The organism is Streptomyces sp. NPDC005791, assembly GCF_042871485.1.
In the GTDB taxonomy this organism is placed as follows: domain Bacteria; phylum Actinomycetota; class Actinomycetes; order Streptomycetales; family Streptomycetaceae; genus Streptomyces.
Window position 1 is genome coordinate 1 of record NZ_JBIAIP010000018.1, and the last position, 25,988, is coordinate 25,988.

Annotated in this window: 22 protein-coding genes and 2 tRNA genes; 16 read left to right on the forward strand and 8 right to left on the reverse strand. The window is 70.6% G+C overall.

Annotated features, from left to right (window positions below):
• Positions 1-185: 185 nt before the first annotated feature.
• Positions 186-1,022 (forward strand): GNAT family N-acetyltransferase, encoded by an 837-nt coding sequence (locus ACFYSH_RS28965; RefSeq protein ID WP_359477614.1) that lies wholly within the window; start codon positions 186-188, stop codon positions 1,020-1,022.
• A gap of 52 nt (positions 1,023-1,074) precedes the next feature.
• Here the strand turns inward: ACFYSH_RS28965 and ACFYSH_RS28970 are convergent, their stop codons facing one another.
• Positions 1,075-1,590, reverse strand: a complete 516-nt coding sequence (locus ACFYSH_RS28970) for a DsbA family protein (RefSeq protein ID WP_359477611.1) — start codon at positions 1,588-1,590, stop codon at positions 1,075-1,077.
• 154 nt (positions 1,591-1,744) lie between these two features.
• Here ACFYSH_RS28970 and ACFYSH_RS28975 point away from each other — a divergent pair, with 154 nt between their 5' ends.
• The 3 genes from ACFYSH_RS28975 to ACFYSH_RS28985 all read left to right on the forward strand — a co-directional run bounded on the left by ACFYSH_RS28975 (position 1,745) and on the right by ACFYSH_RS28985 (position 3,887).
• On the forward strand, positions 1,745-2,215 hold the full coding sequence (locus ACFYSH_RS28975) for a hypothetical protein (RefSeq protein WP_359477608.1): 471 nt from the start codon (positions 1,745-1,747) through the stop codon (positions 2,213-2,215).
• A gap of 308 nt (positions 2,216-2,523) precedes the next feature.
• Positions 2,524-3,543: a LacI family DNA-binding transcriptional regulator gene (locus tag ACFYSH_RS28980; RefSeq protein WP_359477605.1), complete on the forward strand. Its 1,020-nt coding sequence runs from the start codon at positions 2,524-2,526 to the stop codon at positions 3,541-3,543.
• A gap of 188 nt (positions 3,544-3,731) precedes the next feature.
• Complete coding sequence (locus tag ACFYSH_RS28985) at positions 3,732-3,887, forward strand: hypothetical protein (RefSeq protein WP_014157302.1); 156 nt, start codon at positions 3,732-3,734, stop codon at positions 3,885-3,887.
• An 82-nt stretch (positions 3,888-3,969) separates the two neighbouring features.
• On the opposite strand, the gene ACFYSH_RS28990 is transcribed toward ACFYSH_RS28985, so the two are convergent.
• Entirely contained in the window at positions 3,970-4,527 is a 558-nt protein-coding gene (locus ACFYSH_RS28990) for a CGNR zinc finger domain-containing protein (protein WP_359477600.1), read from the reverse strand.
• 418 nt (positions 4,528-4,945) lie between these two features.
• Entirely contained in the window at positions 4,946-5,359 is a 414-nt protein-coding gene (locus ACFYSH_RS28995) for an SsgA family sporulation/cell division regulator (RefSeq protein WP_003959770.1), read from the reverse strand.
• A gap of 190 nt (positions 5,360-5,549) precedes the next feature.
• Here ACFYSH_RS28995 and ACFYSH_RS29000 point away from each other — a divergent pair, with 190 nt between their 5' ends.
• From ACFYSH_RS29000 to ACFYSH_RS29030, 7 genes are all read left to right on the forward strand, one after another.
• Positions 5,550-6,005 (forward strand): TIGR02611 family protein, encoded by a 456-nt coding sequence (locus tag ACFYSH_RS29000; protein WP_359477597.1) that lies wholly within the window; start codon positions 5,550-5,552, stop codon positions 6,003-6,005.
• Positions 6,006-6,059: 54 nt separating this feature from the next.
• Positions 6,060-6,131: transfer RNA gene (locus tag ACFYSH_RS29005), tRNA-Val, on the forward strand.
• 212 nt (positions 6,132-6,343) lie between these two features.
• On the forward strand, positions 6,344-7,630 hold the full coding sequence (locus ACFYSH_RS29010; RefSeq protein ID WP_359477594.1) for an extracellular solute-binding protein: 1,287 nt from the start codon (positions 6,344-6,346) through the stop codon (positions 7,628-7,630).
• Between the two features lie 10 nt (positions 7,631-7,640).
• Positions 7,641-8,633 (forward strand): sugar ABC transporter permease, encoded by a 993-nt coding sequence (locus tag ACFYSH_RS29015; protein WP_359477632.1) that lies wholly within the window; start codon positions 7,641-7,643, stop codon positions 8,631-8,633.
• Positions 8,630-9,490, forward strand: coding sequence for a carbohydrate ABC transporter permease (locus ACFYSH_RS29020; RefSeq protein WP_388756331.1), 861 nt, complete (start codon positions 8,630-8,632; stop codon positions 9,488-9,490). Before ACFYSH_RS29015 ends, ACFYSH_RS29020 begins: the two co-directional genes overlap by 4 nt.
• A 47-nt stretch (positions 9,491-9,537) precedes the next feature.
• On the forward strand, positions 9,538-10,086 hold the full coding sequence (locus ACFYSH_RS29025; RefSeq protein ID WP_359477629.1) for a hypothetical protein: 549 nt from the start codon (positions 9,538-9,540) through the stop codon (positions 10,084-10,086).
• Positions 10,087-10,141: 55 nt separating this feature from the next.
• Positions 10,142-12,889 carry a Tat pathway signal sequence domain protein gene (locus tag ACFYSH_RS29030; protein WP_388756334.1) on the forward strand — a complete coding sequence of 916 codons (2,748 nt, stop codon included), beginning with the start codon at positions 10,142-10,144 and terminating at the stop codon, positions 12,887-12,889.
• A 28-nt stretch (positions 12,890-12,917) separates the two neighbouring features.
• On the opposite strand, the gene ACFYSH_RS29035 is transcribed toward ACFYSH_RS29030, so the two are convergent.
• Positions 12,918-15,326, reverse strand: a complete 2,409-nt coding sequence (locus tag ACFYSH_RS29035; protein ID WP_359477585.1) for an SCO7613 C-terminal domain-containing membrane protein — start codon at positions 15,324-15,326, stop codon at positions 12,918-12,920.
• Between the two features lie 115 nt (positions 15,327-15,441).
• Here ACFYSH_RS29035 and ACFYSH_RS29040 point away from each other — a divergent pair.
• Positions 15,442-15,513: transfer RNA gene (locus ACFYSH_RS29040), tRNA-Val, on the forward strand.
• 61 nt (positions 15,514-15,574) lie between these two features.
• On the opposite strand, the gene ACFYSH_RS29045 is transcribed toward ACFYSH_RS29040, so the two are convergent.
• On the reverse strand, positions 15,575-16,300 hold the full coding sequence (locus tag ACFYSH_RS29045; RefSeq protein ID WP_388756337.1) for a 3'-5' exonuclease: 726 nt from the start codon (positions 16,298-16,300) through the stop codon (positions 15,575-15,577).
• A 194-nt stretch (positions 16,301-16,494) separates the two neighbouring features.
• Between ACFYSH_RS29045 and ACFYSH_RS29050 the strand changes: the two genes are divergently transcribed.
• The 3 genes from ACFYSH_RS29050 (at position 16,495) to thrS (ending at position 20,420) form a co-directional block, all read left to right on the forward strand.
• Complete coding sequence (locus ACFYSH_RS29050; protein ID WP_388756340.1) at positions 16,495-17,094, forward strand: DUF4365 domain-containing protein; 600 nt, start codon at positions 16,495-16,497, stop codon at positions 17,092-17,094.
• Positions 17,094-18,335 (forward strand): hypothetical protein, encoded by a 1,242-nt coding sequence (locus ACFYSH_RS29055; RefSeq protein WP_388756342.1) that lies wholly within the window; start codon positions 17,094-17,096, stop codon positions 18,333-18,335. Before ACFYSH_RS29050 ends, ACFYSH_RS29055 begins: the two co-directional genes overlap by 1 nt.
• Positions 18,336-18,434: 99 nt before the next feature.
• Positions 18,435-20,420 carry a threonine--tRNA ligase gene (gene thrS, locus ACFYSH_RS29060; protein WP_359477576.1) on the forward strand — a complete coding sequence of 662 codons (1,986 nt, stop codon included), beginning with the start codon at positions 18,435-18,437 and terminating at the stop codon, positions 20,418-20,420.
• 69 nt (positions 20,421-20,489) lie between these two features.
• Here thrS and ACFYSH_RS29065 read toward each other — a convergent pair whose 3' ends face one another.
• Positions 20,490-21,170, reverse strand: a complete 681-nt coding sequence (locus ACFYSH_RS29065) for a potassium channel family protein (protein WP_359477573.1) — start codon at positions 21,168-21,170, stop codon at positions 20,490-20,492.
• 66 nt (positions 21,171-21,236) lie between these two features.
• Between ACFYSH_RS29065 and ACFYSH_RS29070 the strand changes: the two genes are divergently transcribed.
• Entirely contained in the window at positions 21,237-21,809 is a 573-nt protein-coding gene (locus tag ACFYSH_RS29070) for an HIT domain-containing protein (protein ID WP_359477570.1), read from the forward strand.
• Positions 21,810-21,833: 24 nt separating this feature from the next.
• Here ACFYSH_RS29070 and ACFYSH_RS29075 read toward each other — a convergent pair whose 3' ends face one another.
• Complete coding sequence (locus tag ACFYSH_RS29075) at positions 21,834-23,504, reverse strand: hypothetical protein (RefSeq protein ID WP_359477623.1); 1,671 nt, start codon at positions 23,502-23,504, stop codon at positions 21,834-21,836.
• A gap of 157 nt (positions 23,505-23,661) precedes the next feature.
• Positions 23,662-25,890, reverse strand: a complete 2,229-nt coding sequence (locus ACFYSH_RS29080) for an elongation factor G-like protein EF-G2 (protein ID WP_359477567.1) — start codon at positions 25,888-25,890, stop codon at positions 23,662-23,664.
• Positions 25,891-25,988 lie beyond the last annotated feature (98 nt).

A 25,988-nucleotide genomic window follows, 5' to 3' on the forward strand; every position in this document is an offset into this window, starting at 1 on the left:
ATCACCCCGATACATCCAGTATCGAGGCGACCCTCCGCCTTGCGATCGCACGCACCAGACGCCGCCAGGCCCGCCCTTCGGGCGGACGGCGCTACTTTCGAAACACGCCCTAGGCGGGCCCTGCCCGGGAAGCCGGAATCCGTAAAGAGGGTGACGTCCGGCCGCGCAGCGGATACAACACCCAGATGACCACGACCATCCGACCGGCCGGGCCGGTAGAGCAGGGTGCCGACGGCACGCGGGCACGCACGTACGACGTGTGCGACAACGGGCGGCCCGTGGGCGCCGTCGGTATCTCCACCGATCCGGCGTTCGGCCCCTCGGCGGGCATACTCAAGGTGCTCGACATCGACGAGGCGCACCGCAGGCGCGGGCGCGGCACCATCGCCGCGCTCGCCGCCGAAGAGGTGCTGCGCGGCTGGGGCTGTACCCAGGTCCGCCTGGTGGCCCCGGCCGGGAACACCGCTGCCCAGGCCCTTGCGGCCGTGCTCGGCTACACCGAGCGCAGCCGGAACATGCTGAAGCCCCTCGGGCAGGCCGCTCCCGCGCTGCCGGCCGGGGTCACGGCGCGGCCCATGACGGAGCGGGAGTACGCCGAGTGGGCGGCCACCAGCGTCGGGACGTACACGCGGGAATGGGCGGAGCGCGGCGTGCCGGAGGAGCAGGCCCGGCGCAAGGCCGAGCGGGACCACTCCATGCTCCTGCGCGACGGCCTGGCCACGCCCGGCATGTACTTCCATGTCCTCGTCCACGACGGAGCAGTCGTCGGCTACATATGGGTGGCCCGACGCGACACGCCGGACGGCGACGACCTCGGCTACGTGTTCGACATCGAGGTGAGCGAGGAGCACCGGGGGCGCGGCTACGGCCGGGCGCTGATGCACCTCGCGGAGGGCATCACGCTCGACGCCGGCCTCCGTCTCCTGGGCCTGCACGTCTTCGCCTCCAATACTCCCGCGCTGCGACTGTACGCATCACTCGGCTACGAGGTGACGCAGTACAACCTGGCCAAGGCGCTGTAGCCGGCCGGCACACCGGGCAGCCGGTGACCTCCGCGGCCGGCGGCAGCCGCGGTCAGCCCTGGTCGGCGAGCAGGCGGTCGGCGATCTCCACGACGCGCGCCAGGAGCCCGTCCTGGCTCTTCCCGCCGTCCAGCCGCTCCTCGCCGATGACATAGGTCGGAGTCCCGGTGACGCCGATCGCCTTGCCCTCCGCCTGGTCCGCGTCCACGATCAGCAGATGCCGGCCGTCGATCAGCGCGGTGTCGAACTCCTCGGCGTCCAGTCCCAGTTCGCCGGCCACCTCGAGCAGTAGGGGCTCACCCAGGCGGGCGAGGTCGGCGGTGCGGGCCAGTACGGCCTCGATGTACGGCCATCCCTTGCCCTGGACGACCGCCTCCTCGGCGGCCTGCGCCGCCGCGTACGCGTGCTTGTGCTTCTCCAGCGGGAAGTGGCGCAGCCGGACCTCCAGCCGGTCGCCGTAGCGGGCGCGCAGGGCGTGGATGTCGGAGAGTGCCCGGTGGCAGTCGGGGCACTCGAGCTCGCACCAGAGGTCGAGGACGACCGGCGAGGCGGAGGGGGATTCGCTCATGGCGTCAGTCTTCCAGGCCGGACCGGCGCTTCCCAAACGGGACCTGTGGAGGACTGCGGCCCTGAAATGTCCCTGATGTGGCGCCGCACCGTGGCCCCTGCGGCGGTGCCCGGTGCAGGATGGAAGGGACGTATCCCGATCGCTGGAGGCTCCGATGCTTGCCGAGACCATCTGTTCCGCGGTGTCGGCGGCCGGTTTGGGTATCGCCGCGATCACCGCGTACCGCAAGCGGTTCCTCACAGCGACCCGGATCGCCGCCTATGCGCTGGTGCCCGTCGGTCTGGTGATGACGGGTGTCGTCGAGTGGCTGTCGGGCATCGTCTTCGAGCCGAGCGTCTGGATCGGGTTCGGGCTGCTGGCCGTGGCCTGGCTGCTCTTCATGACGACGCGGGCCGTGGAACGCCGCGGTGGGCCGACCCGCAAGGAGCGCAAGGCCGCCAGGGCCGCGGAGCGGAGCGGTGCCGTCGCACCCACCACGTCGTCGCCCTCGCTGCCCTCGTCCGAGGCCGGATCGGCGGCCGGCCCGCAGGGTCAGGAACGGCCGAGGAGGAAGCCGCAGCAGGCGGCCACGCCCGGAGACGATTTCAGTGACATCGAGGCCATCTTGAAGAAGCACGGGATCTGACCGGCCACCGGGACGGCCCGCCTCCCTCACGATCCGCCTTATGAGACGAGAGGGTGTGAATCGATTCACACCCTCTCGTGGAGTTCTTGGAGCCCGCAGCCGCCTCGCGTCTCGGTATATTCGGTTGGCGTCGCACCGATCTTGACGGTCTCCCGTGGGTGCGGTTAGCGTCCCGGACGGATTGAAACAATTCAATCCGGTGGGCGCGGTTCGGGCGACGACGCGACGGAACACGCCGTGCGTCCGTCCATGGACCGAGGGACCGGCGCCGACGCGCGGCGGCCGAACGCATCAGTGGGGCAGGGCAAGTGGGGCGTGTGGCAGGGATCAAGGACGTGGCCCGGCAGGCCGGAGTCTCGGTGGGCACCGTCTCCAATGTGATCAACCGTCCCGAAGCGGTACTTCCCGACACCCGGGCCCGTGTGCTGGCGGCGATCGAGGAACTCGGATACGTGCGCAGCGAGTCGGCGAGACAGCTCCGGGCGGGCCGCAGTCGCATCATGGCCCTGCTCGTGCTGGACATGGGCAACCCGTTCTTCGTCGACATCGCCCGCGGCGCCGAGCGTGCGGCCCGGGAGGCCGGGCTCGGCGTGATGGTCTGCAACAGCGGACAGAGTCAGGAGGAGGAGGCCGAATACCTGGGGCTCTTCGCCGAGCAGCGAGTCTGCGGCGTGCTCGTCACCCCGGCCGACGCCACCGGCGGCAACCTCGAGGCCTTCGCCCGCCACCGGATCCCCCACGTCCTGGTCGACCGGGTGGCTGCGTCCACCGACAGCTGTGCCGTCTCCGTCGACGACGTACGCGGAGGCATGCTCGCCGTCGGGCATCTCGTCTCGGCGGGCCACCGCTCCGTCGCCTATGTGAGCGGCCCCGGCGATCTCCACCAGATCAGGGACCGCCGCGAGGGTGCCCTCGCGGCGCTCACCGAGGCGGGGCTCGGTCCCGAGGCACTCGTCGAGATCCCCTCCGACCGCCTGGATGTGGCGGCGGGCCGCGACGCCGGGGCCAGGCTGCTCGGCCTCGTACCCAGGCCCACCGCGGTGTTCTGTGCCAACGACCTGCTGGCGCTGGGTGTCCTGCAGTCGCTCTACGCAGCCGGCGTGCGGGTGCCGCAGGACGTCGCCATCGTCGGTTACGACGACATCGAATTCGCCGCAGCCGCTGCCGTACCCCTCACGTCGGTGCGGCAGCCCGCCGTGGTGATGGGCAGGATGGCGGCGGAACTCCTCCTTGAGGAGGCGGACGACGAGGGCGGCACCCACCGTCACCGCAGTGTGGTGCTCCAGCCGGAACTCGTCGTGCGCGCGTCCAGCGCCGCCCCCCGCTGACCCCGGGGGTGGCGGGCGGGGGCGATCCCGTCGACCGGACGTCCCGGCGGGAAGCGGGCCGGGACGAACGCGTGCACGATCTTCGGACGGCGAAGTGAATCCCGTTCATCCTGGCGTGGGTGAACGCGCCCTGCGAAAGGTGCTGTTGATCGCCAACAGGGTCCCCTCTGCGTCATGATCACTACGAGATGGTGGACACCTCCCGGGGCGACGCCCCCGCATCCCCTGCCGAAGAGCCCCGTGGCTGCCTCTTCGCGCTTTCCCAGCCCCCGCTGATGATTTTCCTGACGGTGGTCGGCGGCCTGCTGCTGATGGCCGCCCTGCACGATCTCTTTCTCCTGTGAGCGCCCACCGGGCCCGGCTGCACTCCGGTCCGCGGGGGTGGCCCTCCTGCCGGGGACGGCCGTGCGGCGCGCGGGCGTACGGTCAGCGTTCCGCTTCCCGGCGCCGGGCGCGGTAGGCGGCGACATGCAGCCGGTTGCCGCAGGTCCGGCTCGAGCAGTAGCGGCGGGAGCGGTTGCGCGAGAGGTCGACGAAGGCGTCCCGGCAGTCCGGGGCCTCGCAGCGGCGCAGCCGTTCCTGCTCGCCCGCCACCACGATGAAGGCCAGTGCCATGCCGCAGTCGGCCGCGAGGTGGTCAGCGACGGAGGCGTCCGGCGCGAAGTAGTGGATGTGCCAGTCGTAGCCGTCATGGTCGGTGAGCTGCGGGGTGGTGCCGGCCGCGGCCACCAGGCTGTTGACGAGGTCTGCGGCGGTGCGGGCGTCGGGCGCCGCGAATATCTCCGCGAACCGGCCTCGGACGTCCCGCACGGCGCGCAGATCCTTCTCACCGAGGGTCCCGACTCCGCTGATGTCGTGGCGCTCCGCGAAGGCGTAGAGCGCGGAGAGCTCCGCGAGCCCGTCGCCCGCGTCGCTGTCCGGTGCGGTGTTCACCAGATCGACCACCGTCTCGAGGGCGATCCGGGTGTCGTGTGGGATCAGCACGCTTCGCTCCCTGGCTCCGGCGGACGGGCGTCCGCCGATGGCGGCTGACTCTACTGGCTCGACGAAGGCACTCACGGCCCGGTGCGGCCTCAGTGGGATGGAAGGGCCCCTTTCCCCGCTCGGGGCGCGCCGCCGGAGCCGGGAGGGCCCGCTCAAGGCTCCAGAGGCGGTTCAGGTGGCAGTAGCGGGGGCGCATGGTGCGGATGGTGCCGGTGTGACGCGCGGCAGCTCCGGATCGATACGGCTCCGGCCGGCGACCGCACCCAGGCGGGCGCCCTCGTACGCCCGCCCCCGTGTGCACAGCGGCGCCGCCGCCGCGGTGGGTTCCGCGGCGACGGCGCCGGTGCCTGCCCTATGAGGTTGTCCGCGTGACGCCGTCTCCCCGAGTCGGACGGCGTCCCGCAGCTCTCGGCCTGGCTCAGCTCTCGGCCAGGATGTGTGAGAGCTCCGTATCGAGGTCGAAGTGACGGTGCTCGGTGCCGGGCGGGACCGCGGCGTCGGTCCTCTTCAGGAACGACTCCAGGGCCCTCGCCGGGGCTTCCAGCAGGGCTTCGCCCTCCGGGGAGCTCAGTGCGATGCAGACGACGCCTTGGCCGTGACTTCGAGATGGCCAGACGCGGACGTCTCCGGTGCCGGTGGGCCGGTGCAGCCCCTCGGCAAGGAGGTCACGGGCGAAAACCCATTCGACCGTCTCCTCCGCTCCGGTGTGGAAGGTGGCGTGCACGGCATAGGGGTCGGCCGTGTCATACCGCAGGCCCGCGGGTACAGGCAGTGAGGACTCGCTCGACACAACGAGGCGCAGGTGCAGCTCGCAGCTGACCGTGGTGTTCATAAGCGCCAGGGCCTTTCGCTCAGTGTGCGCTCGGGGATTCGCACGTCGGCGAAATCGACATGCCACCTACGGTGGCGTTGTAAACCCCTCTGACCTATTTGTGATGCTTCAGCCCGCTTGTCCAGGGGTATGTAACTTTGCGCCATGCGTCCATTCCGGTGACGAGCGCCGTTCCGGTAGGTTGGGCCCCATGAACGCGGAGAGTGACGAGCGGAAAGAGGTCGCCGCGACGGTGGCCGCCGATTCCGCCGCGGGGGACGAACGGACGACGGAGCGCGAGCTGGGGTCGCGGGCGCCCGGGTTCATCCGGAAGTCGAGGCTGCTTCACCTGAGCTGGCAGGTCGGGATCTTCGTCGTCGGCCTCGCGGTGGTCGGGGCGGGCGTCGCGATGCTGGTGCTGCCCGGCCCGGGCTGGCTGGTGATCTTCGGCGGTATGGCGATCTGGGCGACCGAGTTCGTCTGGGCGCAGATCGTCCTGCGCTGGACCCGGCGCAAGGTCACCGAAGCCGCCCAGCGCGCCCTCGACCCCAAGGTCCGGCGGCGCAACATCATCCTCACCACGGTCGGACTCGTGATCATCGCGGTGCTGGTCGGCGTCTACCTCTGGAAGTTCGGCATAGTGATGCCGTGGAAGATCGAGCAGTGACCTGGTGATGGTCCGGAGGCGCCGCTGACATGGGGTAATGTTTGCGGTGCGCCGGGGCGATTAGCTCAGTGGGAGAGCGCTTCGTTCACACCGAAGAGGTCACTGGTTCGAACCCAGTATCGCCCACCCCGGACCGATGGCCCGGAAGCTTCTGATGAAGCTTCCGGGCCATCGGCGTTTCCATGCGTGCGCCGGCGTCGCCGTCCGTGTCGCCTGTTCGGCCTGTCGTCAGGCTGCCGGAATTTCGTCCTAACCGTTGACGCGCCCCGTGCCGGTCCTTACTTTGACCCAGCAAGCGCTTTCTAAAACGATTCAATGCGGAACGGTGGGGGCGAGCTATGTCTCGTAACAACGGCATGGACAGGCGGCAGCTGCTGAAGCTGGCCGGCCTCTCGGCGGCCGGTCTCGGGCTGACCGCGGCCGGTTGCGGCTCGGGCAGCAGTGGTTCGGGTGGCCCGGTGACCATCCGGCACTCGTGGTGGGGTGCGGACGACCGCGCGAAGAAGGTCCAGCAGTGCGTCGCGCTCTTCGAGAAGAAGCACCCGAAGATCAAGGTGAAGACGGACTTCCAGCAGTACCCGGACTTCTGGAAGAAGTTCAACACCCAGGCGGCCGGTGGCAACCCCCCTGACGTCATCCAGAACGCCGTGACCTTCCTGCGCAAGTACGAGGCGAAGAACGTCCTCCTCGACCTCGGCCCTCAGGTGGAGAAGGGCAACCTCGACCTCGGCGGCTTCCGCTCCGGGCTGGAGAAGTTCGCCGAGATCGACGGCAAGCTGCTCGGCGTGCCGGTCGGCAGCAACTCGATGGCCCTGGTCATCGACGAGAAGGTGTACGAGAAGGCAGGCATCACGCCCGAGATCGGCTGGACGTGGGACGACTGGCTCGCCGGCCTCCAGAAGATCAAGGGCGGGCAGAAGATCGCCGGTGACGCCGGACCGCACGGGGTGATGTACCTCTACGACCTGATCCTCCGCCAGAACGGGAAGGCCTTCTTCACCGAGGACGGCATGGGCTTCGGCGAGGCCGAGCTGCTGCCGTACTGGACCGAAGCCCTCGAGCGGGTGAAGTCGGGTCTCTACGCCGACCCCAACAAGGTCGAGCAGATCAAGCCGGCGTCGGCGACCGCCAAGGGCCTGTCCGCCGGGGAGTTCACCTGGGACAACTTCTCGGTCCGCTACAGCGCGGAGGGCAAGAGCAGCTACGGCCTCGCGCCCATCCCGAGCACCGACGGCAAGAAGACCGGACAGTACCTGGGTTCGCTGATGCTGAGCGGTACGGCCCGCACCAAGCACCCGGCCGAGGTCGCCACCTTCATCAGCTTCATGACCCACGACCCGGAGGTCGCCCGCGTCATGGGCTACGACCGCGGAGTGCCCGCCACCACCGCCCAGTTCGAGGCCTACCAGCCCGCTGACGCCCCCAGCAAGGCCATCGGCGCGTACGAGACCGCGATCGCCGACGCCGGTGTGCTGGAGCCCATCACCCCGCACCCGGCCGGTGCGGACGTCATCGAGGCTGCGTTCCTGCGCATCTCCGCCGACCTCTCCCTGGGCAAGACCTCGCCGAAGGACTCCGTACAGCAGTTCTTCACCGAGGCGAAGACCGCCCTCGCCTCGAACTGAGAGGACCGTGGTGACTCACATCCACAGCTCCCCGGGCGTGCTCGCCGCCGGGGACGACCGCTCCGTCGCCAAGCGGAACGGTCCCGGAGGAAACGCGCCGCCCGTAGCCCCGAAGCGGCGGGACCGCGGCGAGAACCTGGCCGGCTATCTGTTCATGTCGCCCTGGATCGCGGGATTCCTGTTCCTGATCGCCGGGCCCATGGTGTTCTCGCTGTACCTGTCGTTCACCGAGTACAACCTGTTCGACGCACCCCGCTGGATCGGTCTGCAGAACTTCACCGACATGTTCGCCGACCCCCGCTGGCGCCAGTCGGTGAAGGTCACCTCCTGGTACGTGCTGATCGGCACCCCGGTCAAGCTGGCCGCCGCACTCGCCGTCGCCATGCTGCTCGCGCAGAAGCGCTGGGGGCAGTCCTTCTACCGGGCGGCGTTCTACGCCCCGTCCCTGATCGGCGCGAGCGTCTCGGCCGCCATCGTCTGGCGCGCACTGTTCTCGGACGACGCGATCGTCGATCGTACGCAGAAGGTGTTCGGCGTCGAGGCCGGCGGCTGGATCGGCGACCCCTCGATGATCATCTACGCGCTGATCGCCCTCACGGTATGGCAGTTCGGCGCGCCGATGGTCATCTTCCTCGCCGGCCTCAAGCAGGTCCCGCAGGAGCTGTACGAGGCGGCCGAGATGGACGGAGCCGGCCGCTGGCGGAAGTTCTTCAACATCACCCTGCCGATGATCTCGCCGGTCCTGTTCTTCAACGTCCTGCTGGAGACCATCCACTCCTTCCAGATCTTCGGCTCGGCCTACATCGTCAGTAACGGCAGCTGCGGACCGGCCGACGCGACGCTCGTCTACACCTGCTACCTGTACGAACAAGGTTTCGTGAACAGCCGCATGGGCTTCGCCTCGGCCATGGGATGGCTGCTGCTGCTCGCGGTCGGCCTGGTCACCGCCGTGCTGTTCTGGTCCCAGAAGCGCTGGGTGCACTACGAGGAGGGCGGCCGATGAGTCTCCTGTCAGCAGCCGTACGGCGCCGGGGACCCGGCGCGCTCGCCTGGCACCTCGGTGCGCTCGCCGTCCTCGCCGTGGTCCTCTACCCGGTGGTGTGGACGATCGGAGCCTCCTTCAAGCCCAGCGCCGACATCATCGGCGCCCTGGACCTCTTCCCGGCCGATCCGATCGGCGACAACTACGCCCGGCTCACCGAGGGCATCGCCGACATCCCGATCTCGACGTTCTTCCTGAACTCGACCTACATAGCGGTCGGTTCGGTGTTCGGCGTGGTGCTGTCCTGCTCGCTGACCGCCTACGCCTTCGCGAAGGTGCGCTTCGCCGGCCGCAACATCATGTTCGCCGTCATGATCGGCACCCTGCTGCTGCCGTACCACGTACTGATCATCCCGCAGTACGTGATGTTCCAGAAGCTGGAGCTGATCAACACCTTCACCCCGCTGCTGATCGGCAAGTACCTGGCCACCGACGCCTTCTTCGTCTTCCTGATGGTGCAGTTCATGCGAGGCCTGCCCAAGGAACTCGACGAGGCGGCACGGCTGGACGGCTGCGGCCACCTGAGGACGTACTGGTCCATCGTCATGCCGCTCTGCCGGCCGGCGCTCGTCACCAGCGCGATCTTCACGTTCATCAACGCCTGGAACGACTTCATGGGCCCCCTGCTGTACCTCAACGAGCCGGACAAGTACACCGTCTCCCTGGGGCTGAAGATGTTCATCGACCAGGACGCGGTGGCGGACTACGGCGGCATGATCGCCATGTCGCTGGTCGCCCTGCTCCCGGTGCTGGCCTTCTTCGTGGCCTTCCAGCGCTATCTGATCGACGGCATGGCCACCTCCGGCCTGAAGGGCTGACCACCGTGGCGACGAAGACCCGCACCCCGGCCAGGCGTTCGCGCGTCATGGACCGCTTCGCCCTGTTCTCCGAATGTCTGCTGGTGGGCGTGTGGATCGCCGTCGCCGCCCTGCCCTTGTTCACGTTCCCCGCGGCCTTCGCCGCGGGGACCCGGCACCTGCGCCGCTACCTCGACGGCGAACACGGCGGCCTGCGTGAATTCGCCGCCGACACCCGGGCCGCCGCCCGCGGCGGATGGCTCGTGGGCGCGGCCGTGTGTGCCGCCGCGGCCCTGCTCCGGCTCGACCTCGCGGCCGTACGCGCCGGGCTGCCCGGCGGCCCCTTCGTGGGCGCCGTCGGCGTCCTCGCCATGATCGGTCTCCTCGTCGCCGTCCTGCGCGCCGCCTCGTGCTGGGCACCCGGCGCCCTCTGGCGCACCCTCCTGGCCGAGGCGGGCCGGAACACGGTCCGCGACCCGGCCGGTTCCCTGCTGCTCGTCTGCGGCATGGCCGTCGTCGTCCTGTCCGGCGCACTGGTCCTGCCGCTGGCCGTCCCCGTCATCGGGGCCGTGGCCGCCGCGGCCACCGCGGTGCGGGCACGCGGGCTCTCCCACTGACCGTTCCTGTTCGTTTCGTTCCCTGTCCCGAATCCGCACGGAGAGAGGCACACCCATGTCCAGGATGCCCCGCAGAACGCTCCTGAAGGCCGCGGCCGCGGCCGGCGCGGCCGCACAGTTCAGCTGGTCACTCGGCGCCACTCCCGCGTCGGCGGCGGCCCCGGGCGCGGAGCGCACCGGCGGACCCGTCACCCTGACCTGGCTGGAGTCCGGCGGTCTCGGCGCCGCCCCCGGCTCCACGCTCGGCGTGCCCTGGCCCAAGGGGCAGTACCCCAAGGACCAGACCTTCGCGCTGGCCACCGAGGACGGCAAGGACGTCCCCGTGCAGTCCTGGACGACCGCCACCTGGCCCGACGGTTCCGCGAAGTGGACCGCGCACGCCGTGGGCCCCGAAGCCGCCGGCGCCAAGAAGTTCGTCCTCGGTCCGGGTGGGCCCGCCGCACCCGCCCACAAGGTCACCGTCAAGAACACCGGCTCCACCGTCTCCGTCTCCACCGGTGTCATCACCGCGAAGATAGGGAAGTCCGGCTCCTCGCTCATCACCTCGCTCACCCGCGGCACCACCGAGATCGCGAAGGACGGCCGGCTCGTCCTGATCCGGCAGGGCGAGATCGAGGACGGTGACCAGGGGCGCGAGTCGTACGAACGGTTCGAGAGCGCCGTCACCAGGACCGAGGTCGAACAGAGCGGCCCGGTGCGCGCCGTCGTCCGGATCGAGGGCAAGCACCGCAGAGGGAAGCGCTCCTGGCTGCCCTTCTCGGTGCGGCTCTACTTCTACGCCGGCGCCGAATCGTTCCGCATGGTGCACACCATCACCTTCGACGGCACCCAGGAACCCGGGAAGGCGAGCGGTGACTTCATCCGCGGCCTCGGCGTCCGCTTCACCGTCCCCATGCGGGACGAGGCCTACGACCGGCACATCCGCATCGGCGGTGAGGGCACCGGCATGCTCCGGGAAGCCGTCAAGGGCATCACCGGGCTGCGCCGTGACCCCGGCGCCGCAGTCCAGGCGGCCCAGTTCGAGGGCACGAAGCTGCCCGACCCCGCCACCTGGGACCAGCGCGTCACCAGCCGCCTCCACCTCATCCCGGCCTGGGGCGACTACACCCTGAGCCAGTTGTCCGCCGACGGGTTCTCCCTGCGCAAGCGCACGAAGAAGGGGCACGGCTGGATCGCGGCGGGCGGCGGCCGACGGGCCTCCGGCTTCGGATACGTCGGAGGGGCGAGCGGCGGACTCGCCTTCGGGCTGCGGGACTTCTGGGAGAAGTTCCCCGCCCAGCTCGACATCCGCGGCGCGCACACGGACGCCGCCGAGGTCACCGTGTGGCTCTGGTCGCCCGAGGCCGAACCGATGGACCTGCGCTTCTACCACGACGGCCTCGGCCAGGACACGTACGCCGAACAGCTCGAAGGCCTCAACATCACCTACGAGGACTACGAACCGGGCTTCGGCACCCCGTACGGCATCGCCCGTACCAGCGAACTCCTCTTCTGGGCCCATGACTCCACCCCCGGCGCCACCGCCCTCGCCCAGCAGACCGAGGCCGTCCGCACCCTTCCCCAGCTCGTCGCACCGCCCGACCAACTGATCGCCGCGAAGGTCTTCGGCGGACTGTTCTCCCCGGTCGACCGCTCGACCCCCGCCAAGGCGAAGATCGAGGACCACCTCGACTTCCTCTTCACGTACTACAAGGACCAGGTCGACATGCGGCGCTGGTACGGCTTCTGGGACTACGGCGACGTCATGCACTCCTACGACCCCGCACGCCACCAGTGGCGCTACGACGTCGGCGGCTACGCCTGGGACAACTCCGAGCTCTCACCCGACCTCTGGCTCTGGTACGCCTACCTGCGCTCCGGCCGCGCCGACATCTTCCGCTTCGCCGAGGCCATGACCCGCCACACCGGCGAGGTCGACGTCTACCACCTCGGCCAGTGGGCCGGCCTCGGCACCCGCCACGGCATCCAGCACTACGCGGACAGCGCCAAACAGCAGCGCATCGCCAACACGACCTACCGGCGCTTCTACTACTTCCTCACCGCCGACGAACGCGTCGGTGACCTGATGCGCGCCAACGTCGACTCCGACGAGACCTTCCTCGTCCTCGACCCGATCCGTAAGATCCGCACCGAGCCCTACACCCCGGACCGGCACGCCCTGTCCGTCGGCTTCGGTACCGACTGGAGCGGGCTGGTCTCCGCCTGGCTCACCGAATGGGAGCGGGGCGGTCCGCAGGCGGCGAAGGCCAGGGCCCGCATCCTCGGGACCATGGAGACGATCGCCGCCCAGCCCAACGGTTTCGTCCAGGGCAGTGGCCTCTACGACCTCGACAGCGGGAAGTTCGCGGTCGCCACCGAGCCGGTCGTCAGTGTCTCGCACCTCTCGGCCGTATTCGGCCTGAACGAGCTGTGCGCCGAGCTCATCGACCTCGTCGGCGCCGACGTACCGGAGTTCGAGGAGGCGTACCTCGACTACTGCCGGTACTTCAACGCCACCAAGACGGAGCAGGCGGCCCGCTACGGCTCCCACTTCGGCAGCCTCATCCTCTTCCAGGGCCACTCGCGCCTCGACGCCTACGCGGCGGTCCGGACGGGCGACGAGAAGCTCGCCGCCCGCGCCTGGGAGAAGTTCTACAACAGTGACGGATACAAGGAATCGGCTCCCTGGAAGACCGAGGAGGTGACCGGCCCCGTCACGACCGTCCCGGGTACCGAGGCCAACTGGGTCTACACCAACGACACCGCGCTCTACGGACTCGCCGCCATCGAGAACCTCGCCCTCATCGGGGACAAGATGCCATAGGGCCTCCCGCCCTCACAGGGCAATACACCTAGCGCATCCGGCCGAAGCTCTCCCTCACCCGGCGCGCGTCGCGCAGCCGCTGCTCGTACGTCGCACCGACCACGAGCAGCAGCAGCCCGGCGAGTGCCGGGGGAGCCCAGCGGGGGAGCGCGTCGAAGACCTGGACCACATGCGGGGCCAGCTCGTGCAGGCCGTCCAGCGCCAGGACCGCACCACCCAGCACCAAAGGCGCCTGCAACCGCAGGCGGGCGCCCGCCAGGGTCACCACCAGCGCGGCGACCCCCAGCAGCAGGGGCCGGAGCCAGTGCGGATCACCCCACGCCACCACGAGACTCGGCACCATCGTCAGGGTCAGGGCGGGACCGTACGCCACCCACGAGGACGCGGCCGGATCCCTGCGGCGACGCAGATGCCCCACCACGAACGCGGACAGCGACACCGGCAGTGTGTACGCCTCGGGGTCCGTCACCCCTGAAGCCGCCAGCCGCACCCACGCCGCCGCCACGAACAGTGCCGCCGCCGCGTACCCGGCCACCCGCCGGCGCTCCGGGCGCAGCGCCGTAGCCGAGGCCAGCACCCCGCAGAGGCCCAGCACCAGCGCCAGGAACGGCGCGTCCGTCACCGCGAGAGCCACGGCGACCACCGCCGCGAACGCCCCCGCGAACTCCACCGAAACCGCGACCAGCGGCACCCGCACCCGTGACCCGAGCACCACCGTCGCCGCCGTCACCACCAGGACCAGCGGGGCCGAGTGCGGGGCGCTCCACCCCATCGACACCCCCGTGGCAGCGGCGACCACGACAGCGCCCAGCACCGAGGCGCAGGCGAGCACCGACCGCACCGCGGGCACCTTCGCACCGGCCGCCGTGCCGGCGAACAGCACCACCAGCACCCCGTACACCGCGTACGTCGCGGGCTCGGCGGCCAGCCCGAGCAGTCCCACGCTCACCGCCCCCACCAGCGCGCACACCAGGCAGGTCACCGCGACCGCGTCGGCGGCGCGCCGCACCACGAGGACCGAGAGCACCGCGACCAGCAGCAGTTCCCCACACACCGCCACCGCGTACGGGGCGTCCGCCACCGCGAGCAGCGCCAACACCGCTCCCCAGCCCAGAAGCGCCGCACCGGGCGCCGCCACGGGCCGGACCTGCTCCGGGAGAGCCCGAGGCCACCTGACGTGGAGCGCCGCCGACAGGCCGGCCACGAGTGCGAGCACCACCGGGGAAGCGACCGAGTCCGACCACGGAACCGAAACGCCCAGCGGGTCCCGGAGTCCCTCCGGGGCGCCGGACCACACCTCCGCCGTCACGGACACCGGCCCCAGCAGCACCGCGGCCACCACGGGCGCCGCCCACAGCACCGCGCCCACCACCACCGCAGCCGACGCGTACAGGACCCCCGAAGCCACCGGGCGCGGAACCCGGAGCCGTAGCACCACCGACAGGGCCGTCCCGCACAGCAGATACACCACGACCGTCCAGCCGTACGGCAGTCCCGCGCCCGGCACACCGCCCACAGCGGCCACCGCCGTGAGGCCGGCCACGACACCCCCGAGGACGGCCATCCCCTTCGGAGCCCGCCAGGCCCCGGCCAGCGCCACCGCCGCGCCGGCCAGCAGCAGCGCGCCCGGGCCCACGGCGCCGAGCAAGCCGTCGGCCGACACGGACAGGCCCAGACCCAGCGCCGACGAGATCAGTCCCGTCAGCAACGCCCCGGCGCACGCCGTGACCCGCACCGCGGGCCCCCGGCCCCACAGCGCCACGGCGACGTCCGCGGCCGCCGTCAGCAGGAGTGCCCAGCCGAAGCCGGCCGCGGACGCCCCGGCCGCCCAGGCGGTGAACACCAGTGGCAGTTGCCCCGCCACCACAGCCGCCGGCAGCGGCCCTCGCAGCCTGCCGAGCAGCAGCCCGTAGGCGGCCCACACCACGACCAGCACCGCGGACGCGACCGCCGAGAACACGAGCCCGTCCGTCCCGGGCGCCGCGACCGCGTGCAGCGCGATCGCGTCCAGCACCGTCAGCACCAGGGCCAGGGCGGCCACCGCCTCCGCTGTGGAGGGCAGGGCGCGGCCGACCAGCACGGCGGGTGCCACCAGCGCGCCCGCCGTCACCGCCGCCAGCACCGCCGAACGGCCCGCGATGCCCATCTCGCCCCAGCTGAACAGGGTGAACGCGATCGCCGCGACCGTCAGCAGCAGACCACCGAGGACCAGCAGCACGTTCTGCGTGCCGTGCGCGGGGGCGGTGGGCCGGGCGTACGGCCGCGGGAAGGGCGGGGCCACAGGCGCCGGAGGAGGAGGCGTCGGCGCCGCCGGCGCACGCAGCACACCGAGCAGCCAGGCACGACGGTTCAGCAACTGCAGCCGACGGGCGTCCAGCCGGACCAGTTCATGATCGAGGAGGGCCAATTCCTCTGCGGGTGGCGGCACATGTCTCATGTACGGGAGTGTGGCGGCCGCCACACTCCCGTACATGCGCTCGGATACTCAGTTCCTCGACTGAGTAGGAGTTTGAACCCAGGGCGCCACGCCCTGTATGGTTCAACCCGTTCCCGGGCGATTAGCTCAGTGGGAGAGCGCTTCGTTCACACCGAAGAGGTCACTGGTTCGAACCCAGTATCGCCCACCCGGGAAAAGCCGGTCCGTCAGTGTCGTCGACGGACCGGCTTTCGCGTACCCGGCCCGGGTCAGGCCGCAGCAGGAAGCTCAGGACGCAACGGCCACGCCGGGTCCACCGCCTCCGCCGCACCGTTCTTCTCGAACCACGCCTGCAGCCCGCGCGCCTGAGCCGCGTGCCACACCGCTTGCAGAGAATGCACCTCCGCCGGTGACAGCCGCTCCAGCCGGGCGGAGAACCGCCGGCCGACCGCCCGCACCAGTTCCAGCGAGGCCGCCGCGTCGGCCGCCGCGTCGTGCGCGCCGTCCAGCGTCACCCCGTACAGCTCGCACAGGTCCGTCAGCGTGCGACGGCCCTTGCGGTAGCGGTCCAGATGCTTGTCCAGCACCCGGGGGTCCAGCACGCACAACGGCTTCTTCCCCATGTACCCGGCCAGCGACGAGGCCCGGTGGCGCCTCAGTTCCCGGTCCAGCAGCGTCAGATCGAACGGCGCGTTCATCACGACCAGCGGCCGTCCCGTCGCGCACTGCTCGGCCAGTGCCCTGGCTATCTCCTCCACGACCGGTGCGGGCCACCGGCCGTTGCGCTGCAGATGGTCGTCGGTCAGGCCGTGGATCCCGGTGGCGCCGGGCGGCACCGGAATCCCCGGGTTGACCAGCCAGCGGGTGACGCGGAAGCGTCCGCCCGCCGCGTCCTGCACGACGAGGGCGGCCGAAACGATCCGGTCCTCCTCGACATCCACGCCTGTCGTCTCGGTGTCAAAAGCCGCCAGCGGCCCCTCGAACCAATGCATCATCCCCGAACTCCTCGCGCCTGCACGGCAGATGGCGGGATTCCTCTGCCCGGTGCGGTGATACCCGCGCCTCATGCCTGGTACGCCGTTTAGGGCCCGGCTCCTGCGGTGACAACACAAGGGACGGGTAAGGAAGTTGACCGGCCCGTCAGTGGAGACCGGGCAACCGGTCGGCACAGCCCGGAAGGCACGGAGCCATGGCGCTCGCGCAGCCGAACCCAGGGAGTCCCGCCCGCACCGAGGACCACGGGGGAATGCCGCCGCCCCAGCGGACCGCACCACCGCTGCGCGGCACGCTCGCCACCACCGCCTGCATGGAGACCCTCCAGGTGGGCTACCTCCACGCGGTGGCAGCCGCAGCCGGCTGCTCACTCTCGCAGCCCTTTCCCGACAACGGCATCGACTGGCACGTCAGTCACGGCGCCCCCGACCACACCGTCGACGACGAGGTGACCGTCAAGGTGCAGCTCAAATGCACCTACCAGATCCCGCCGCACCCGCCCGGCGCCGCGTTCTCCTTCACCCTTGACAACGCCCATCTGGTGAAGCTCGCGCGCACCCCCGTCTCGGTGCACAAGATCCTGGTCGTGATGCTCGTGCCGCGCAGCCAGGACGACTGGCTGCGGGCCGGACACGAACGGCTGGAGCTGCGGCACTGCTGCTACTGGACGAACCTGGCCGGCCACCCGGTGACGGGCCGGAACCGGACCACCGTACGGATACCCACCTCGCGGGTCTTCGACGACCGCGCGCTCTGCGACATCATGGCCCGAGTCGGGGCGGGAGGGAGACCCTGATGCACCGCTCGACGGACGAGCCCACCGGAGGGACGGTACCGGCGGGCGGCCGCGCACATCCGTACGCCGCCGGCCCCGACCCGCGACCGGCCCCCGACCCCGCACGCGTCGACCCCGCCGTACTCGGAGTGCTGCTGCGACGGCACGGCTGGCACCGGCGAGGAGGCGCACCGGGGCGCTACAGCCGCTGGGTCCCACCCGGCGCCGCCACCGCCGGAACCAGCCTGCTCGTGCCCGACACCACCGCCTACCCCGACAGCGAGGACCTGCTGGCCGAAGCCCTCACCGCCCTCGTGCGCAGCGCGGCCCCCTCCGCCCGCGACATCCTGATCGCCCTCACCGTGCCGAGCGACGAGATCCGCTGGTGGCGCGAGGTCCCCGAAGGTGCCACAGCCGCCGCCGACTGGACCGGCACCGACCAGCTGCGCACGGCGGCCCGGCAGATACTCCTCGCGGGGTCCCTCGCCGTACGCGGCCGGGCCGGCTACCACGGCGCCCGCCACCGCAGGAAGGCCAGGAGCGCACTGGACGGCACCCTGGTCGGGCCCGCGGCCGACGGCTGCGGCCTCACCGCGTACGTTCCTGTCACCGCGGGGCGAGCCGTCGTCGTCCAGCTGTACGCGGCGCTGCACGCGGCCCGGGAAGCCGTCGACTACCAGCGGGCCACCGGCGGGCTGGAGGCGTTCGACGCGGCGGTCGCCGCCGGCGTCAGCCGGGAACTGACCGAGGCGGTCGTCGCGCTCGTCCGGGGAGCGGAGGGCGCAAGGATCACGCTGGCCTGGGCGCCCGCCGCCGGAACCCCCGAGGGCTGCCCCGCGAGCCCCGAGCCCGTCGCGTTCTCCCCTGGCGACCTGCCCGCGCTCAGGCTGGCGGGAGCGCGCTATCTGCAGGACGAGCCCGCCGTCCCGGTACGGCTCACCGGAGCCGTCGTGCGACTGCGCCGCTCGGGACCGCGCGGCCCCGGCGTCGTACGGCTGCGGGTGCTGGCGGGAGCTGAAGTCGCGCACGTACGGATCGAGCTCGACGAGGAGGCCTACCGGATCGCGGGCCACGCCCACCTGGTCGGACTCCCGCTGCGGGTGGAGGGCAGGCTGGAGAACCGGGGCGGCTTCCGGCGGCTCGGCGGCGCCTCCCAGGTCACGCCGGTCCAGGTGGACGAGGCGGAGAGGGACCGGTTGATGAAGTCGCTCCAGGAGAACGTCGACTTCTTCGAGGAGGCCTGTACGGGGGACGAGGAGTAGCTCGCGGTATCCCTTTCGCGTCGAGGCCCTCCGGCTCGGTACGATTCGCATTGCGTACGCACCATCGAAGCGACGTACCCCCTCAGTCAGGAGAGACCGGTGTCAGACGTCCGTGTGATCATCCAACGCGATTCCGAGCGGGAAGAGCACGTGGTGACGACGGGCACGACGGCCGCCGAGCTCTTTCCCGGGCAGCGCACCGTCGTCGCCGCGCGGGTGGAGGGCGAGCTGAAGGACCTCGCGTACGAGCTCGAGGACGGCGACGTCGTCGAGCCCGTCGAGATCTCCTCCCAGGACGGCCTGAACATCCTGCGGCACTCCACCGCGCACGTGATGGCGCAGGCCGTCCAGGAGCTCCACCCCGAGGCCAAGCTGGGCATCGGCCCGCCGGTCAAGGACGGCTTCTACTACGACTTCGACGTCGAGACGCCGTTCACGCCCGAGGACCTCAAGGCCATCGAGAAGAAGATGCAGGAGATCCAGAAGCGCGGGCAGAAGTTCTCCCGCCGGGTCGTCACCGACGAGGCGGCCCGCGAGGAGCTCGCCGACGAGCCGTACAAGCTGGAGCTCATCGGCATCAAGGGCTCCGACTCCGTCGAGAACGCCGGCGACGGCGCGGACGTCGAGGTGGGCGGCGGCGAGCTGACCATCTACGACAACCTCGACCCGAAGACCGGCGAGCTGTGCTGGAAGGACCTCTGCCGGGGCCCGCACCTGCCCACCACCCGCTTCATCCCCGCGTTCAAGCTGATGCGCAACGCGGCGGCGTACTGGCGGGGCAGCGAGAAGAACCCGATGCTCCAGCGCATCTACGGCACCGCCTGGCCCACCAAGGACGAGCTCAAGGCGCACCTGGAGTTCCTGGAGGAGGCCGCCAAGCGCGACCACCGCAAGCTCGGCAACGAGCTGGACCTCTTCTCCTTCCCCGACGAGATCGGCCCCGGCCTCGCCGTCTTCCACCCCAAGGGCGGCGTCATCCGCCGGGCCATGGAGGACTACTCGCGGCGCCGCCACGAGGAGGAGGGCTACGAGTTCGTCTACAGCCCGCACGCCACCAAGGGCAAGCTCTTCGAGAAGTCCGGTCACCTCGACTGGTACGCCGACGGCATGTACCCGCCCATGCAGCTCGACGACGGGGTGGACTACTACCTCAAGCCGATGAACTGCCCGATGCACAACCTGATCTTCGACGCGCGCGGCCGCTCCTACCGTGAACTGCCGCTGCGCCTCTTCGAGTTCGGCACGGTATATCGCTACGAGAAGTCCGGTGTCGTCCACGGGCTGACCCGCTCGCGCGGCTTCACGCAGGACGACGCGCACATCTACTGCACCAGGGAGCAGATGGCCGAGGAGCTCGACAGGACGCTCACCTTCGTCCTGAACCTGCTCCGCGACTACGGTCTGACCGACTTCTACCTGGAGCTCTCCACCAAGGACCCGGAGAAGTTCGTCGGCTCCGACGAGGTCTGGGAAGAGGCCACCGAGACGCTGCGCCAGGTCGCCGAGAAGCAGGGCCTCCCGCTGGTCCCGGACCCGGGTGGCGCCGCCTTCTACGGCCCGAAGATCTCGGTGCAGTGCAAGGACGCGATCGGCCGTACCTGGCAGATGTCGACCGTGCAGCTCGACTTCAACCTCCCGGAGCGCTTCGACCTGGAGTACACCGGCCCGGACGGCACCAAGCAGCGCCCGGTCATGATCCACCGCGCGCTGTTCGGCTCCATCGAGCGCTTCTTCGCGGTGCTCCTCGAGCACTACGCGGGCGCGTTCCCGGTCTGGCTCGCCCCGGTCCAGGCGGTCGGCATCCCGATCGGCGACACCCACATCCCGTACCTCCAGGAGTTCGCCGCCGAGGCGCGCAAGAAGGGGCTGCGGGTCGAGGTGGACGCCTCCTCGGACCGGATGCAGAAGAAGATCCGGAACCACCAGAAGGCCAAGGTCCCGTTCATGATCATCGTCGGTGACGACGACATGAACGCGGGCACGGTCTCCTTCCGCCACCGCGACGGCTCGCAGGAGAACGGCATCGCCCGTGACGAGGCGATCGCCAAGCTCATCGATGTGGTGGAGCGTCGCGTGCAGGTGTGACGTGTTCCCCGCGCGGGCGGGAGCGGCCCGAACCCGATGCCTCGGCGGAGGGGCCCGGCCCCCGGAGAGCTACGCGCTCCCCGGGGGCCTCTTCTCGTCCTCCCGCTTGAACACCTCCACCAGCCACGACGAGAACGACCCCGTGACCGCCCCCAGCAGCGCCAGCCCGCAGGCCATCAGGCAGGCGGCGATCACCCGGCCGACCGGCGTCACCGGCACCGCGTCGCCGTAGCCCACCGTGGTGAGCGTCGCGCACGCCCACCACATCGCGTCGCCGAACGTACGGATCGTGGATCCGGGCGCCCCGCGTTCCTGGTGGTACACCGCGAGCGCCGCGGACAAGCCCAGGAGGGCGGCGGTGAGGCTCGCGTACGTCATCACCCGGGCGTACAGGCTCAGTCTGGGACGGTCCGTGCGCTGCTGGACCGCCGTGTAGATCTGGACGACGCGCAGTGGGCGCAGCAGCGGCAGGAGCAGGACCACCGAGTCCAGCCAGTGAGTGTGCACGAAGTGGGCACCCTGGCCGCTGAGCCGGAGGCGTACGCCGTAGTCCACGGCGAAGAGCAGCCAGGTGGCGGCGACGAGGGCGAGGGCGATGTCGCGCCAGGGCTGGGAGCCGATGGGGGCGAGGACGCGGACCGCGTAGCCGGTGAGGAAGACCAGTGCCGCGACGAGGAGCGGTACTTCGGTGCGCTGCTCCCATCTCTTCAGCCGGTCGGGGGAGGCGGGGGCCGTGAGGCGGTCGCTCATGGCGTCAGCATCGCGGTGCGCCGGCGGGGTCGGCCCCGGCGACACGCGCGAGGGGAGTGACGCAATATGCTGACGGGCATGACGAGTGAGCCGGAGCAGCAGATCGGAGTGGGGACGCCCGACGCGTTCCAGCGCCTGTGGACGCCCCACCGGATGGCCTACATCCAGGGTGAGAGCAAGCCGAGCGGCCCGGGGGCCGGGGACGGCTGTCCGTTCTGCGAGATTCCGTCGAAGTCGGACGAGGACGGGCTCGTCGTCGCGCGGGGCGAGAAGGTCTACGCGGTGCTGAACCTGTATCCGTACAACGGCGGGCACCTGATGGTGGTGCCGTACCGGCACGTGGCCGACTACACGGAGCTCGACGGGCCGGAGACCGCGGAGCTGGCCGACTACACCAAGCGCGCCATGGTCGCCCTGCGGGCCGCCTCCGGTGCACACGGCTTCAACATCGGGATGAACCAGGGCGCGGAGGCCGGTGCCGGCATCGCCGCCCACCTCCACCAGCATGTGGTGCCGCGCTGGGGCGGGGACACCAATTTCATGCCGGTCGTCGGGCACACGAAGGTACTCCCGCAGTTGCTGGGGGACACCCGGACGATGCTGGCCGGTGTGTGGCCGGCCGAGCTGCCCTCCGTCTGAGCGGGTGCACCGCCCCGGGCGGGCTCACGCGTCGTAGACGTCGGCCTTCCTCGGGGCGGCGTCCTGGACCATTCCGCTGAGGATCATGGAGCGGTTGTCGAAGCGCTCGGTGTCGACGCCGTGCTCCTTCAGGACCCGCATCGTCGCGGAGTGGACGACGCGCAGGACCGGGGTGGCCGTCCGCATGGCGTCGTCGGCCATGAAGCGGTGGCCCCAGGGCTTGGCCGCCCAGGCGTGGCGCAAGCCGAACGGTTCGGGCAGGACGATCTTGCCGCCCAGGTAGTCCAGGAGCGGCGGGTACCAGGTGAAGGGGGCGCGCAGGGCGAGCCTGACGACCTCGGTCGCCTTGACGAGGGGGAGCGAGATCTTGCGGGTCTCCCAGAACCTGACCGCCTTCTTGACCGTCTTGGTCGGCGCCTCCGGCTTGGAGAGGAAGAGGGAGTGGACAGGGCCCAGCGCGTGTCCGGTGACCTCGATCCGCAGGGTCTCGTGGAGCACGGTCACGGTGATCAGCATCGTGATCACCAGCTGGCCGTCCCAGAGCGTGAACTGGACGCCGAGGTAGTGCCGGTTGCCGCTGCTGAACTGCTGGTGGTTGCAGATGCGCTGTATCTCGTGGGGCTTGATCTGGAAGGTGGCGACGTCCTCGCCCTCCGGGCGGGAGACGGAGTCCGCGTTCTCGCCGATCGGTGAGACGATCCAGTGCTTGACGGACGGCGTGGGGAATCCGCCGGTGTTCAGCGGACCGCGCTCGAGCATCTTCAGCTGGTCGTGGATGGCCCGCACGACGTCCCAGCTGCGGAACTGGTGGATCTCCCGGGCGGGGTCCTCGGGAACGAGTTCTTCGGCGAGCTGCCAGCTGCCCCAGCGGGTGCCCATGCCGAGGATGCCCTTGGGGCCCGCGTAGAACACGGCGTTGGACTGCTGTTCGGCGGAGAGCTTCTCCAGGCCTTGGCGCAGGGCTTCGCGGGCGGTCTCGTTGGGATTCTTCGGTACGGCCTCGGGGATCTTCGCGCTCACGCCGGCGCCGGAGAGGAGCCCTTCCCAACGGGCCCGGAGATCCTTCGTCGAGGCCTCCGCGATCCGTTTGGCGAGCAGCCAGCCGATCAGCGGGGCGACGGCGGCGGCGCGCAGGTAAAGGGCCCAGAAGCCGGTGAGCGGCATCACGATCAGGAAGAAGGCGGCGGCCCCGCCGAGCACGACGAGCAGGATGCCGCCCAGTGCCTGGAAGAACTTGTCCTTGGACTTGTTCAGGCTGTCACGGAGGCGGAAGGCGAGGACCCAGAGGATCAGGCCGGGCAGGAAGACGAAGCCGCAGACGGCGGTGATCAGGGTCAGCTTCGTGTCACGGGCCTTGCGCAGCCGGGTCGCGGAAAGGCAGTGCTCCACGACGGTCTGCGGGTCGGTGCCGAAGGACTGGATGAGCGCGTTGCGGCCGCCGCCGAGCATGCGTTCCTGGACGGCCCGGGAGAACGCCTCGCCCAGATTCGGCTTGAAGTAGTCGGACTTGAACAGCTTCGACTCGCCCGATTTCACCTCGGACTTGTGCCACTCGCTGTTGGCCTTGAGGATCTCCGTCACATCGCTGTCGCGGTACGCGGCGGAGGCGAGGGCGTTGGTCGCCACCGCCTGTGCTCCCGATCCCTGGAGCGGGATCTGCGCTCCGGGAGAGAAATCGAATCCGTCGTTGGCCACTGTCGCCCCCACTCGCCCGCACGGTCTGCTCCTGCGGCTGTTCCCAACTACCGTACGTCGCACACCTTCTGAGCTGGGCCCACAGAATACCGCCCGAGCCGTGCGCCCGCCCGGACGACAAGCCCGTGGGCGGACGTAAGGGATCATATCCAGTCAGCTAGCCGACTTTTGTGCTGTTTTGCTGTGCTTCGCGGACGCGGTCGGAGAGTTGCGGAGGCATGGGTTCGTGCCGGGCGTACGCCCGGTCGAACTGTCCGGTGCCGTGCGTCAGGGAACGGAGGTCGACGGCATACCTGTCGATCTCGATCTCCGGCACCTCGGCGCGTACGAGCGTGCGCTCCCCGGCCTCCTGTTCGGTGCCGACTACCCGGCCGCGCCGACCGGCCAGGTCGCTCATGACGGCCCCCACGTAGTCGTCGGGAACCAGGACGCCGACCGTGGCGACGGGTTCGAGGAGCTGGATGCGGGTCTCGGCCGCGGCCTCGCGCAGCGCAAGCGCGCCCGCCGTCTGGAAGGCGGCGTCGGAGGAGTCCACCGAGTGCGACTTCCCGTCGAGCAGGGTGACGCGTACGTCGACGAGCGGGTGCCCGGCCGCGACACCGCGGGCCGCCTGGGTGCGTACGCCCTTCTCCACGGAGGTGATGAACTGCCGCGGGACCGAGCCGCCGACCACCTTGTCGACGAACTCGATGCCGGCCCCGGGGGCCAGTGGTTCCACCTCGATCTCGCAGACGGCGTACTGCCCGTGACCGCCGGACTGCTTGACGTGCCGGCCCCGGCCGACGGTCCGGGAGGCGAACGTCTCACGCAGCGGCACACGATGAGGTTCGGCGTCGACCTGTACGCCGTACCTGCTGCGCAGGCGTTCCAGTGCGACGTCCGTGTGCGCCTCCCCCATGCACCACAGGACGACCTGGTGGGTGTCCTGGTTCTGCTCCAGCCGCATGGTGGGGTCCTCGGCGACCAGGCGGGACAGACCCTGCGAGAGCCTGTCCTCGTCGGACTTGCCGTGGGCGCGGACCGCCAGCGGAAGCAGTGGGTCCGGCATGGCCCACGGCTCCATCAGCAGCGGGCCGCCGTCGTCGCCGGAGAGCGTGTCCCCGGTCTCCGCCCCGCCCAGTTTGGACACGCAGGCCAGATCGCCGGCGATGCAGCTGTCCAGGGGGCGTTGCTGTGCGCCGAAGGGAGAGGAGAGGGCGCCGACGCGCACGTCGGCCTCGTGGCAGGGGCGTGTCCCGCCGGCGGGACCGGTGAGGCCGTGGCCGCACACGTGCACGGTGTCGTCGGGGCGCAGGGTGCCGGAGAAGACACGGACGAGGGAGACCCGGCCGACGTAGGGGTCGGACGAGGTCTTCACGACCTCGGCGACCAGGGGCGCCTCGGGATCGCAGACGGGGGCGGGGCGTGGGGAGCCGTCCGGGGTGGTGACGGCGGGCAGGGTGCGTTCCTCGGGGGAGGGGAAGCCGCGGGTGATCAGGTCGAGGAGCTCCACGGTGCCGACGCCCTGGCGGGCACCGTCGGCGGCCGGTGCGGCGGCGAGGACGGGGTGGAAGGAGCCGCGTGCGACGGCGCGCTGCAGGTCGGAGACGAGGGTCGTGGTGTCGACCTCGCCGCCACCGAGGTAGTGATCCATCAGGGACTCGTCCTCGCTCTCGGCGATGATCCCCTCGATGAGCCGGTCGCGGGCCTTGCGGAGCGGGGCCCGCTGGCCCGCGTCGGGTGGTGACTCCCGCCGTTCCCCCGACGAGTAGTCGAAGACCCGCCGGGTGAGGAGTCCGGTGAGCCCGGTGAGCGGAGCGTGCCCGTCCGGGCTCTCGGGCCCCAGGAGCGGCAGATGGAGGGGGAGTACGGCGTCGGGGTCGTCATGTCCGAAGATCCGGCCGCAGATCCGGGTCATCTCGTCGAAGGACGTACGCGCGGTGTCCAGGTGGGTGACGACGATGGCCCGGGGCATCCCGACGGCCGCGCACTCCTCCCAGACCGCTCGGGTGGTGCCTGCCACCGCGTCGGCCTCCTGGGCGGCCGAGACGACGAAGAGGGCCGCGTCCGCCGCGCGCAGACCGGCCCTGAGTTCCCCGACGAAGTCCGCGTAGCCGGGGGTGTCCAGCAGATTGACCGTGCAGCCGTCCCATGCGACGGGGACCAGAGAGAGCTGCACGGAGCGTCCTCGACGCCGTTCGATCTCGTCGTGGTCGGAGACGGTGGCTCCGTCCTCGACCCGGCCTGCCCGGTTGAGCGCCCCGGCCGTCGACGCGAGCGCCTCGACCAGAGTGGTCTTGCCCGAACCGCTGTGGCCGACCAGCACCACGTTCCGCAGGGAAGCGGGCCGGTCGGCCGTCGCCGCTCTGCCGGCGGCCCCGGTGTGCGTATGTGTCCTGTCGCCCATGATGCGTGCCTCCCGGTCGGTGGCGCGGTGCCGCGGAAGCCGGGGAGTGGATACGGGCGGAGCCGACGCGGCGGCTTCGGCGACGCCCCCGGTCATTC